Annotated in this window: 9 protein-coding genes, 1 tRNA gene and 1 pseudogene; 2 read left to right on the top strand and 9 right to left on the bottom strand. The window is 34.4% G+C overall.

Annotated elements, in window-relative coordinates:
- Nucleotides 1-68: 68 nt before the first annotated feature.
- The 8 genes and pseudogenes from OZD61_RS03410 to OZD61_RS03375 all read right to left on the bottom strand — a co-directional run.
- Nucleotides 69-404, bottom strand: a pseudogene (locus OZD61_RS03410) (P44/Msp2 family outer membrane protein); the annotation flags it as partial.
- Nucleotides 405-525: 121 nt separating this feature from the next.
- Nucleotides 526-2,529 (bottom strand): type IV secretory system conjugative DNA transfer family protein, encoded by a 2,004-nt coding sequence (locus tag OZD61_RS03405; RefSeq protein ID WP_077188467.1) that lies wholly within the window; start codon nt 2,527-2,529, stop codon nt 526-528.
- A 30-nt stretch (nt 2,530-2,559) separates the two neighbouring features.
- Nucleotides 2,560-3,552: a P-type DNA transfer ATPase VirB11 gene (gene virB11, locus OZD61_RS03400; RefSeq protein WP_274979852.1), complete on the bottom strand. Its 993-nt coding sequence runs from the start codon at nt 3,550-3,552 to the stop codon at nt 2,560-2,562.
- A gap of 1 nt (nt 3,553) precedes the next feature.
- Complete coding sequence (locus tag OZD61_RS03395; RefSeq protein ID WP_274979851.1) at nt 3,554-4,996, bottom strand: TrbI/VirB10 family protein; 1,443 nt, start codon at nt 4,994-4,996, stop codon at nt 3,554-3,556.
- 16 nt (nt 4,997-5,012) lie between these two features.
- Nucleotides 5,013-5,813: a P-type conjugative transfer protein VirB9 gene (gene virB9 / locus OZD61_RS03390; RefSeq protein WP_274979853.1), complete on the bottom strand. Its 801-nt coding sequence runs from the start codon at nt 5,811-5,813 to the stop codon at nt 5,013-5,015.
- Nucleotides 5,800-6,480 carry a VirB8 family type IV secretion system protein gene (locus tag OZD61_RS03385; protein WP_274979850.1) on the bottom strand — a complete coding sequence of 227 codons (681 nt, stop codon included), beginning with the start codon at nt 6,478-6,480 and terminating at the stop codon, nt 5,800-5,802. Before OZD61_RS03385 ends, virB9 begins: the two co-directional genes overlap by 14 nt.
- Nucleotides 6,481-6,552: 72 nt before the next feature.
- Nucleotides 6,553-7,635, bottom strand: coding sequence for a GTP cyclohydrolase II (locus tag OZD61_RS03380; RefSeq protein ID WP_274979849.1), 1,083 nt, complete (start codon nt 7,633-7,635; stop codon nt 6,553-6,555).
- A gap of 29 nt (nt 7,636-7,664) precedes the next feature.
- Nucleotides 7,665-7,752 (bottom strand) — tRNA-Leu (locus OZD61_RS03375).
- Nucleotides 7,753-7,942: 190 nt separating this feature from the next.
- Between OZD61_RS03375 and OZD61_RS03370 the strand changes: the two genes are divergently transcribed.
- Nucleotides 7,943-9,208 carry a metallophosphoesterase family protein gene (locus tag OZD61_RS03370; RefSeq protein WP_274979848.1) on the top strand — a complete coding sequence of 422 codons (1,266 nt, stop codon included), beginning with the start codon at nt 7,943-7,945 and terminating at the stop codon, nt 9,206-9,208.
- A gap of 27 nt (nt 9,209-9,235) precedes the next feature.
- Here OZD61_RS03370 and dnaA read toward each other — a convergent pair whose 3' ends face one another.
- Entirely contained in the window at nt 9,236-10,618 is a 1,383-nt protein-coding gene (gene dnaA / locus OZD61_RS03365; protein ID WP_274979847.1) for a chromosomal replication initiator protein DnaA, read from the bottom strand.
- Nucleotides 10,619-10,943: 325 nt separating this feature from the next.
- Between dnaA and OZD61_RS03360 the strand changes: the two genes are divergently transcribed.
- Nucleotides 10,944-11,681 carry a type I glutamate--ammonia ligase gene (locus OZD61_RS03360; RefSeq protein ID WP_274979846.1) on the top strand — a complete coding sequence of 246 codons (738 nt, stop codon included), beginning with the start codon at nt 10,944-10,946 and terminating at the stop codon, nt 11,679-11,681.
- Nucleotides 11,682-11,822 lie beyond the last annotated feature (141 nt).

Below are 11,822 nucleotides of genomic sequence, written 5' to 3'. Positions count from 1 at the left end.
CACCAGCTTGCAAATGATTGTCCTTTCCTTCATTTCTCTCCTATTACGAAGATTTTAAACAGGTTCTTATCCACTTTTACAGAAGAATACATTCCTTCTAATTCAGCCCTACAGCTGTTGTTACCCAATTCTCCTGTGTAACCAAGTGCTACATTTGCAGCAAAAGGTGGATTGTAATCTCCTTTATACTTACTTAGTGACTGACCTTTTGTGTTCTGAGCACCCCTGTCATTTATAGACAAATTTTTGATATCTGTAGTGCTTGTTTTTAGTTCACCCATGCCATTAAAAAATTGACCATAATACCCACTACCAAAGTAAAACCCTTCTGTTTCACTCGCAAAAGATTGTTGTGACAACAATAAAGCAAGTGCTGTAACCGCTAATGTTTTTTTACTAATCATTACTACTCCCCTAGTTAAAATAGCTAATCTAATACTAATTAATTAAAAATGGCTTAATATGAAAAACCTAATTATTTGCATAACTTGCACTTTTCTGAGCTAAAAATAGGCAAAGTTAACCTTACTTCTCGTCATTTTTTAATTTATCCTCATCTTCAAATTCATCCTCCTCTTCTTCGTCATCAAACCCATCATCGCTCCTATCCTCATCTTCCTCGTCATCATCTTCAAACTTATCGTCGATATCTTCATCATCAATATCTTCGTCTGCAAATTCATCTGATTCATCATATACTGCATCTTCGGTTTTAGTTTCAGCAGGATAATCAACTGAATTAGGTCCCTCAAGAACATTATTCCCCTCGTTATTAACCTTATCTTTGCTCGCAGCGGCAGAAAGAACTTTGTTTGGGTCATATGGTTCTTGTGTAGGCACACGAGTTTGTTTGAGCAGCCTTCTTGTGAAGGTGGTATCACTGTAGTACAAAATTTTCTTTGATTTAATTGGGTAAGTCGACTCTATTAAAATTATCTGATCGTCACGTGGCAACATAATAACTTCTTGAGGCAATAGCAATGCTCTCTGTATTTCAGAGATATGTAATGACCTTGAAGCAGGATTTAAATCTAAAAATTTAGGCTTATTCAACGATTCTTGTTGTACAGTTTTGTTTCCTATAAGTTGCGATATTAAATTAGCTGTTTCAATATTATTGGCTGCAAAAGTTATTCTGTAAGTCGAGTTTGACAAAAAGGAGTTCATCCCTGCTTCTTCGTATATTCCTTTGAGCTGCTCAGTATCTTGAACAATTAAGAATAACCTAACTCGATAACCACGAAAATATGCAATACCTGTTTGAAATTGCTCCATTTTTCCAAGTGTAGGAAACTCATCCATTAAAAACAATACGCCATAAGGCTCGTCATCCGATGGCAATTTTCTACATAAAAACTCAGTTGCCTGTTGGTAAAAAACCTGCATTAAAGGCCTGAGCCTAGTCAAGTTGTCAGGAGTTAAACCAACATAAACTGTAATTTTCTTCTTTTTAAAATCTAGAATATTAAAATCACTTGACGCAGTTGCGGTATCAATCAATGGGTTTGCCCACAATTCAAGTGATGAGTTCATGGTTGATACAACACCTGACCTTTCTTTATCAGCTTTTTGTAAAAAAGCTGCAATATTCATATATGCTACAGGGTGTAGTATTTTACCCATTGTATCAAGAGCAACAGCAAGATTATAAACCACGTCATCACTACGCATCGTACGCACAACTTCACCAAAAGATTTAACTTTCTCTGGTGCAGCAAGTAAGTATAATACCACTCCAACAAATAAGCTTCTTGCTTCATTCTGCCAAAAGTCTTGTTCAGGCATGATTAGGTTAGCTATTTTCTGCACATCGTCAACCATCTGCCCAGGTTTTTCACTAATCCATTGTAATGGATTGTAACAGTGACTTATTCCATCTGGCTGCGCTGGATTCCATACGTATACTTTTTGTCCTTGTCGTTCTCGCCAACCACTTGTTATTTCATAGTTTTCTAATTTTATGTCGTGTACAATTACCGAGTCAGTCCAAAATAATAAATTAGGAATTACAAAGCCAACACCCTTACCAGAACCTGTAGGTGCAAATAACAATGCATGCTGAAACCCATCAGAAATGAAGTATCCTCTTTTATCTTTACCAAGCAATAATCCCTTTTTGCTTCTTAATCCTGCTTTTCGTATGTCTTTCTCTGATGCCCACTGCGAATCTCCATGAAGTGATTCCTTCTTTTTAAATGGTCGCCACTCAATTATCCTTTCTCTTAAATTCCATAAGATAATCATTAAAACAATGATAGGCAGTGCAGAAGATATAATTAATGTGATTTTGAGCTCAAGGCTATATAACTCTGGATGATGCCAACAATATTGTATATGATCAAAAATCGTTGGCCAAAGAGCTTGAGGGAAAGGCGTCAAACTAGGATTAATTGCCTTAAAATCCACAGCATCCGGACCATCAGCAAACAGAACAAACAATATACCAGATAGATAGAAGCAAAACTCAAGTACGCTAAAAGCTACTACACCTCCTATGAGAATATTACGTAGGTGATTTCCATTACTCATAAACTACTCTTCCTTAACTTATGTATAAATTTAAGCATTTTCGCTCGCAGATCTAGTAAATAATATCTCAGAAATGCTTCTTTTGCCCCCACCGGTTCTTTTTAGCTGAATAACAACATCAATCACATTTCTAATGTATGGTATAATTTGGTCTGGAGGAATGCCAAGATTTGCCTGCATAACCATCAATTTTATTTGCTCAAGGGCCATTGTTGGACTATCCGCATGAAGGGTTGATATTGATCCAGGGTGACCAGTATTTATCGCCCTGAGAAAACTAAAAGCTTCCGCTCCACGGAGCTCACCAACTATTATTCTGTCTGGCCTTAAACGTAAGCACGCTTCTATCAAATCTTGAGTGGTTACTTTTGCTCTGCCCTGCCCTCCTTTAGAGGCAATTAGATGGACTTTATTGGGATGATCGTTCAAAACGATTTCCCTTGCATCCTCAACAGTAATAATTCTTTCCTCAGCTGGAATAGCACGCAAAGTAGCATTAGTAAAAGTAGTCTTACCAGTGGAAGTTCCACCACTAATTATAATATTTTTCTTACTTATTACAGCGTATTCTAAAAACTCTTTTATTTTTTTTTGCCTTAACAGTAAATCCAAATGACGGTCAACTGGATTATCAGTTGCTTCTGTAACAGTTTCAGAAAAAGCCCCCATTTTTTCGTAATCATCGAGTGCTAATTGCATGCTAGAAGGCTTACGAATCGACATGACTACTTTATCAGGCTCACATGCTGGCGGAAATACTATCTGTATACGATAACCATTTGGTAATGTTGCCGAAAGTAACGGCGCTTCTTCGCTAAGTTTTTGTTCTGTAGCTTGAGCAATCAGTCTGCCAAGAGATTTCAAATGGTTAAGATCGAATACTTCTAATTTTTCACACCTTATTTCACCGCGATTTTCAATCCATACTTCCTTTGGCTTATTTATTGATATTTCATTTACGCCTTCTTCTTGAAATATGCCTTGTAATGGCTCCAAATATGTATCAAGTGCAGCATAGTTCATTTCATTGATTTAATATTGCCTGTGGAGGAAATACTATATCTTGGTTAACAAATACTTTCAATGCAGTGCCTTGATCAACATAAATAGTTGGTTTTTTATCTGTATATCTGCCCACTACATCCCGCATATCTTTAGAAAAATCCTCGATTGATTTCCCGATTGCTTCATCATAAACAGACTTGCTTTTTCTTTGAATTTGTTCTAACAGTTGATTTACAATTTCCAGGCTTATATTTACCTCGTCTTCTTCAATTCCTAGTGCTTTTGCTATTTCCTCTTTCATTATTTTTAGTAAATCTTGTCTGCTTTTGGCACTCCGAATTCTTCCGATAGCCCCAAGGCCTAATTTCCATTTGTCACTAGATATCTTCTTTTCTGGGTCAATAATGAGTTGGAGAGAAGAAAAATCTACTTCGGTTGCAGTGATAGACTTTACTGCATCTCTGATAGTTAGCGTATCAACAAGATTAGAAGCCTTTTGCCCTATAACAGCAGAACCAATCGAAACACCAGCAAGTGTCACTGAAGAGAATAACGCACTTACTATTTTGTTATCAACTATTCCTGCTATTCCTGCTCTACCAAGCTCGTCAGTACTAAGTGATGAGATTGCAATATCTATTCCATGTGGCAGAATCACTCTATTCCAGTTTATATTTACACGAGATTTAGCAACATTCGAGTCAAATGAATAACTGCCTATCAATCTTGAGCCTTTAGGTATTAAAACTGTATCACCAGTTTCCGCATAAACATCTCTACTCACCATAGCACGCAGCATTCCTTGCAGATCAGAGTTTATTGCAGTTTCAAGAACAGCATCAATAATTTTACCTTGAGTAATCATTAAACCAAGCTTTCCTACCCTGGTAGCTTTGCTCGATTGTGCTGAAGTGTCGGATAAAATAGCATCAGCAGCCTTGTTCTCTCCACTACCACCTGAAATTGTTAACATTTGTGCACTACGTCTGTCTCTAGGATAACCGCCACCCCCTATTGTAGGAAATGAGGTAGGTAAATTGCCCATAACATTACTAGAAGGAAAATTTTGCTTTGGCAAAATAGGTATATTTGACGCAGAAGTTTCTTTTGGTTTCTCTTCTTCTTTTTTAATTTGTTTTATTTCTGGTACGATTTGTGGTGTAGGAAGAGGAGGTAAGGGTGGTAAGGAATCGGTTATTATTCTTTCAGGAACCATTACATTATCTGGAACTTGTTCCAACTTTCCTTTCAATTCTTGAACGTTTTGCTTTGTTTCCTCTTTTTCAATAACTTCTGAACCCTCTTTATGAGAAGGACTAAAATAGAGATAATACACTCCACCAACCAGAAGTACTAAAATAATGACCATCAATGCCCTATGACCTTGATTAGAGCCAACTGTTACTACCTTATTCTCTATTTCTGATTCATCTTCTGAATTGTTACGCCTTTCTTTATTCATATTGCATGTACCACAGCTAAAGTGACCTATTTATAATTTCAACTTCACCATCTTCATAACGCATAAATAGCTTTTTATGTACTCCTTTTGTTATAACATAATCATCAAATAACAGCCTTTTACAAGGTTTATCCTCCCCTTCTACAAAAACCTGAGGTATTTTATTATTATTTCTAAATTTTAAATAGGTTAAATAACCATCATCAAATAACTCGATCGGAACTATATCCGCATTACCACCTTCATCAATATATGTATAATTGTACTTCGTATCATTTTCTTGTATTATTTTTTCTAGCTTGTCTGTAGTATATTGCATTTGAGTGGGTAAAGAAACCTCATCTAAATCAACATCAAATTCACCTTCTTCTTGAGGATAATAAAAACGTACTACGTAAGATATATCCTTTTCAGCGGAATAATCGTGATCCACTTTCTTAGCATCAGTGTCCGGGTATTTATCGTAGTTTGGCCTTGAGATTAAATCAAAAATGTAATTTCTTTTTTTAGTTGTCGTAATAATCATGTTAGTGCGACTACTAACTTCAAATGGCATGATAAGCAATTTATTGTCATAAGGATTAATTTTCCAACTTGATGCATCACCAACAGCGATATTTTTAACTTTTTCTCCTTCCGCAAATTCAATATAAGAATAGTAACCCTGACTAAAAACCACCGTAAATACTTCATTAGGGCTATACACAAAAGTCTTTATTCTACTATCTACAGAAATAGGCTCATTATAATTAATGGATGCGTTTAAATTGCCACTGACAAGTAAAGCTAAAACTAATAATATCCTATACATATTCATCATCTACTCTATATGAAATAACTTGAAATCCTAATGGGTTAATATATCTTTGCTGATCATCCATTTCAAGCGATGCATATCTATATGACGTAATAACTATCTTATTTTTTCTCGTAGAACTTCCATCTTTCCGTGTAAATTCCACAAAAAATCTCACCTGAAGAGCATCGTTACCCAACTTTTGAATTGAGCGAATTTTAAATTCACTTTTGGTATCTGAATATAAATTAAAAAGATCATCCATATTCTGCGATCCTACATAATTTCTAAATTCATTATACACATTAGGTGAGGAAAACAACCTCACCTTTGTATAATAGTTATAATTATAATGATATGGATCAAAAACCTCCCTTGCTTTTATATACTCTGAAATAAAATAATCGTTTAGCGCTTCGTCTGCAGAATACTGTTTTACTGTGACAGGATCAACCAATTGCACTATTCCTGATTTCTTGTCAATTTCTATAACAAATGGCTCAATAGTGCTACTTGTGCTAATTTTAAATATGACTAATATGCTGATAGAGATCGTTGCTAATAATATTAATGCAAATAAAAGTAGAGTATTCCTTTGAGCAATAACTGTGCTGTAGCGGTTTGAATTCCAATTTATATCCTTATCTAAGGATTCAGTATTTTTTTCTCGCTTAAAAAATCTTAGCATTTTAGTATTCCTAAAAATCTTAACTTATGTTAATAAACGTAGCAAATTAACAAAGTAGTTACAGCAAAAAAGCTAAAAAACTCTTAATCTATGGCCTAATTTACCAAACTTTGTCTCCATATATGAATCGTTATATTTATTACGTTCCACAATAAGTGGTAGACACTTTGTAACTCCTATACCACTACTTTCCAATTCTGACAATTTCCTATCATTGTTTGTAAGTAATTGGATTTTGTTAATGTTCAATTTCTTAAGCATTTTAGCTGCAACAGCAAAACTCCTTTCATCATCTTCAAAACCCAATGTTCTATTTGCATCAACAGTATCAAGATTATGTCCTCTTTGCATACTGTACGCTCTTAACTTATTAGTTAAACCAATGCCCCTTCCATCTTGCATCAAATACAATATAATACCACTTCCAGAGTCAGCTATCATTTGAATTGCTTGATGTAACTGACTTCTGCAATCGCATGACAAGCTATCTAACAAGTCACCCGTATAACACGAAGAATGAATTCTTACTAATGGTTCGCCATCTTTATCTGGATTGCCAATGATAATTGCATGATGTTCTCTTCCACCACTTTCGGTTCTATAAGATATGATATTTACTTCTTGAGTCTGTTTTAAAAATAATGATGTTTTGCACACTTCATATACATCCTGATTTTCTTGAAAATTATTTATGAATGACGTGTCCAGTGCAATAACGTCATTTTTCTCGCACCAATTTCGCATTTCATGATTATTCTCAAAAGTCATATCAGCCACTAACGCGTATGGCAATAATCCTGAGAACTTAAGCAAGGCAATAGCACATTCATCTATTGTCTTTGAGCATTGCAACTCTTTTATGCAATCTTCCTTTGAACAGTTTATTAAATGGAGCAGTTCATCAAAATTATTCACCAACAGACGTTTGCTGTTATGTTCTTTATTCTGAGATATGTATTTTACCTTACTTGAAGTTAAAGTAACATATACATTGCTTGATATAAGCTTGTATTGATTAAATAAATCTCTTTCTAAAGCCTCAGCAGCAGCAAACAATAGATAATTACTTTCATCATATATTACAATTGGCCGACCGCGCCTGATTTCGCTGATAGCTCTTTCTACCTTATTGCTACTCTGATTTCCTATAAACATTTTTACCCATATTAAACAGCGATAAAAACTGGTGCGGCCGAGAAGACTTGAACTTCCAAGGCCTTATGAGCCACAGCGACCTCAACGCTGCGTGTCTACCAATTCCACCACGGCCGCACTATATTCTAGTTTTTATATAATTATTTTAAATTACCTAATCATTTTAGAATTTTTCATCTAGAGTGTCAATCTGATACTAGAATAATTTAGAAATTGTTTGTATAATTTGATTATGAATTTTGTGATTATAAATTTTAATCATTTAAGATAACCTTACTACTAATTTTTAACTTAGGTTTTTATACAAATGAATATAGCTAATATCTTTATTTTTTTAGCTCTCTCTCTTATAACTAGCTTTCACTTCGTCCATGCACAAATATTATACACATGGTCTCAAGTTATCCCAGAAAATAAACTAAGCATACGCGCAATTACGGACAATGACATGTGTCCCATTGTTTATGTTGATGGCAAGGAAACAGAAATGCTGAATCGCAGCTCAATTAACAATGGTGATCATAACGAAACAGTTTGTGAACTGACAGTACAAACAAGTGCCAAAGACGTTAGTATTGAGGATCTACGGGTTCCTATATTACCAAAAAAGGTTAATAAAATTGCTTTCATTGGTGACACGGGCTGTAGAATAAATATGTTATTTCAGCAGGAATGTAATTCGGTAGATAGCTGGCCTTTAAAAAAAAATTTAGACTCAATTGCCCTTCATAAACCAGATTTAATTATCCATGTTGGTGATTATCATTATAGGCAAACAAGATGTAGAAATACAAAAAAGTGTGGCGATATTTATGGATATAATAAAGAAGCTTGGTACGCTGATTGGTTTGAGCCTGCAAAGGATATTTTATCACAATCCCCTTTCCTTTTTGTTCGTGGAAACCATGAGAGTTGTGATAGAGCTTATGAAGGATGGTTCAGGTATTTAGATTCATACCCCTTTTCGTCTGAAAAATGTGGAAACTTCGTTTCTAGTTGGTCCTTAGATGCTGGACCGATGAAATTTTTTATCTTCGACTCTTCATCCGGTGAGGATATTTTTACAACCCAAAGCACAATTGATGCTTTTGAAAGGCCATTTGATAAATTGATACAAGATAAGCCCACGTGGTTTTTAACTCATAAACCACTTTGGAGATCTCCAAAAAAAGAATTTTTGACATTAAAAAGCCATGGCAATCTTACACAAATTGAAGCTTTTGGGGATAGATTTCCAAGCAATGTTACTACCATAGTTTCCGGCCATATTCATATAGCCCAGATTTTATTAATGGATAATGTTCCAGACCAGATTATAGTTGGAAATGGCGGTTCATTACTACACGCTCAAGATCAAGAACCTGTTTATCAAAATGTAGAATTTGACTATTCAAATGGTAGAAACTACTTAGCACACGAAGTTAGAAACTTTTTCGGCTTTGGCTTTGCAATACTAAACTTAGATGATCACAAATTTACCTTCTATAACCAAGATAATAAGGAAATGTATTCTGCGAAGCTAACAGAAGATTTTAAACTTAAACGGATTAAAACTATAGTCGATTCATTTTAGGATTTGTTATTAGCTATTTTAAAAACGCTACTTAAACATTTTTTTTAATCGATTGATTTCATCAGCAAATTTTGAGTCGGTCTTTATAAAATTTTCTACTTGTTTTACTGCATGTATAACAGTAGCATGGTCTCTGCCACCAAAGTTTCTCCCAATATCTGGTAGGCTTTTTTGCGTAAATTTTTTGGCAAAATACATAGCTATTTGTCTTGGCCTTGCAAGACTGCGAAGCCTTCTATTGGATTGCATATCTGCAACCTTTATATTGAAAAATTCAGCTACTTTCTTTTGTATTTCTTCTATTGTGACTGACCTATGATTTGACCTAAGAAGATCGATTAGGGTTTCACTAGCTGATTCTACCGTCATACTTCTTCCAATTAATGAGGTATGGGTAACCTTATTTAATGCTCCTTCTAATTCTCTTATATTAGATTTTATGTTCCTTGCTAAAAACTCTAGGACATCTTTCGGAACATACATATTCATCTGCTCCACTTTTGCCTGCAATATACCAAGCCTCAATTCAAAAGTTGTTTCATTAATATCTGCCACCAACCCCCAACCGAGTCGTGATTTTATTCTTTCTTCTACTCCATCAAGATCACTAGGAGACCTATCAGCTGATATAACCAATTGTTTATTTTGGTCTATCAATGCATTGAAAGTGTGAAAAAATTCTTCTTGTGTACTATCTTTACCACTGATAAATTGCACATCATCTACCATCAATACATCTACTGATCTAAATTGCTCTTTAAATAACATAATATCTTTGCTTCGCAGCGCTGTAATATATTGGTACATGAATTTCTCTGCTGATAAATACACCACCTTTCTTTTTGCTGATGGGGAATTGACTATGTGCCAAGCTATAGCATGCATTAGATGTGTTTTACCAAGTCCCACTCCACCATATAGAAACAAAGGATTGCTGCCTAATATTGGATCTATAGATTCTGCCACACGCTTTGCCGCTGTAAATGCTAATTCATTTGACTTTCCTACCACAAAATTATCAAAAGTGAATCTGGGATCCAGTGGTGAACCAAGATTATGATTACTTTCCTCTCTGTTTTTTAGTATAACATTAGAATTTGAATTCCTTTCTTCAATCACTTGAATATCAATGGAACATATACTTTGATCCTCGCTTTGCCATAATGATAATATTTTTTTCATGTAATGAACTGTAATCCACTCTTTTATAAACCTTGTTGACACGGATAAAAGAACTTCCCCATTTCTGCTACTGACAAATTTTAGTGAACTCAGCCAGCTGTTATATGTTGCTTCTCCATAAAGATTATAAAGACAATTTTGGATTTTTTCCCAAGTAACATTGTGATCTGTTACTGTAATAATCTGATCAAAAAACACAGTAGAAACCTTAGGGCTAGTTAAGTTCATATACCACACCAAGAAAAAACAATAATCAGAAAGATGCAAGATAATCAACAGCTTACTGCAAAATGAAAAGCTAATATTACTTAGTACATACTAAAAATTATGGTGATTTTTTGATGAGTTGTAAAGGGTATAAAAACACTAAAATTGATCATTTTTATTTCAAAAAAATGAAAAATTTGTAAATGTCGCTTGTATCGAGGATTAGAAGCATGCTATTAAAAACAGTAATACATTATGTATAAATAAGATGTTAAATTTACTGGCAAATAAGTAAAGTATTCATATAAATATAGCTAACCTAATATAGATTTACTGAAGCAAATTTATGATTATATTAAGTAATTTGAGTTATTATGCTGTATTCGGTATTGAACTAGAGTTTTATATTGAGGGAATAGAAAAAGAATATTTATTTCTGAATAGCATCAAAAATAAAATAGCATCTCTTGAATTTTCTTGCGAGAAGGAGAATTCTACACATCAATATGAGATAAAAAGTGGTTACTATACGAACTCCGACAATTTAATCAAGCATTTCGAGTTAGCAAAACAATTACTTACTGAAGTAGCACAAAAACTTGGCGGGAATGTTTCTTTTAAAGCAAAGCCTTATTTGGATAGAGCAGGCAGCGCATTAAATGTGCATGTTAATCTCGTGAATTCAAATAACGATAACTTATTTTATAGCAATGAGCAAAAGTACAGAGACTATCTGATTCACAGTATTGGTGGATTATGTGCAATGATGAAAAAACATATGTTGTTCTTTGCTCCAAATGATGATTCATATTTAAGATTTCAGTACCCGGATATTCACACTCCAACTACGATTAGTTGGGGAGTAAATAACAGAACTGCTGCGATAAGAATTCCCTATTTTGGCAACGATTCCAAAAGATGCCGCCTAGAGCACCGTGTTCCCGGAGCAGATTGTGACCTTGAAAAAGTACTCACAGCAATAATTGAAGGTATAGTTTTTGGTATAGAGAACAAAATTGCTCCGCCAAATAGAGTGTATGGCATTGCATCTGATCCTCAATATAAGATGGAGAGGTTAATATAACAACTATCTATCAAATCCTAATCCGTTAAACCTCTTTTGGGTAATTTGCTGTTCTAGCATTTTTCTTAGAACCTGTTTAAAATCTTCGTAATAGGAGAGAAATGAAGGAAAGGACAATCATTTGCAAGCTGGTGTTGAGTT

The sequence above is a fragment of the Wolbachia endosymbiont of Drosophila bocki genome (assembly GCF_028982005.1).
In the GTDB taxonomy this organism is placed as follows: domain Bacteria; phylum Pseudomonadota; class Alphaproteobacteria; order Rickettsiales; family Anaplasmataceae; genus Wolbachia; species Wolbachia pipientis.
This window is presented reverse-complemented; position numbering and strand designations above follow the sequence as displayed.

Excerpts from the sequence above, each read along its gene's own strand:
- OZD61_RS03405 (WP_077188467.1), bottom strand. The coding sequence starts at position 2,529 with ATGAGTAATGGAAATCACCTACGTAATATTCTCATAGGAGGTGTAGTA.
- virB11 (WP_274979852.1), bottom strand. The coding sequence starts at position 3,552 with ATGAACTATGCTGCACTTGATACATATTTGGAGCCATTACAAGGCATA.
- OZD61_RS03395 (WP_274979851.1), bottom strand. The coding sequence starts at position 4,996 with ATGAATAAAGAAAGGCGTAACAATTCAGAAGATGAATCAGAAATAGAG.
- virB9 (WP_274979853.1), bottom strand. The coding sequence starts at position 5,813 with ATGAATATGTATAGGATATTATTAGTTTTAGCTTTACTTGTCAGTGGC.
- OZD61_RS03385 (WP_274979850.1), bottom strand. The coding sequence starts at position 6,480 with ATGCTAAGATTTTTTAAGCGAGAAAAAAATACTGAATCCTTAGATAAG.
- OZD61_RS03380 (WP_274979849.1), bottom strand. The coding sequence starts at position 7,635 with ATGTTTATAGGAAATCAGAGTAGCAATAAGGTAGAAAGAGCTATCAGC.
- OZD61_RS03370 (WP_274979848.1), top strand. The coding sequence starts at position 7,943 with ATGAATATAGCTAATATCTTTATTTTTTTAGCTCTCTCTCTTATAACT.
- dnaA (WP_274979847.1), bottom strand. The coding sequence starts at position 10,618 with ATGAACTTAACTAGCCCTAAGGTTTCTACTGTGTTTTTTGATCAGATT.
- OZD61_RS03360 (WP_274979846.1), top strand. The coding sequence starts at position 10,944 with ATGATTATATTAAGTAATTTGAGTTATTATGCTGTATTCGGTATTGAA.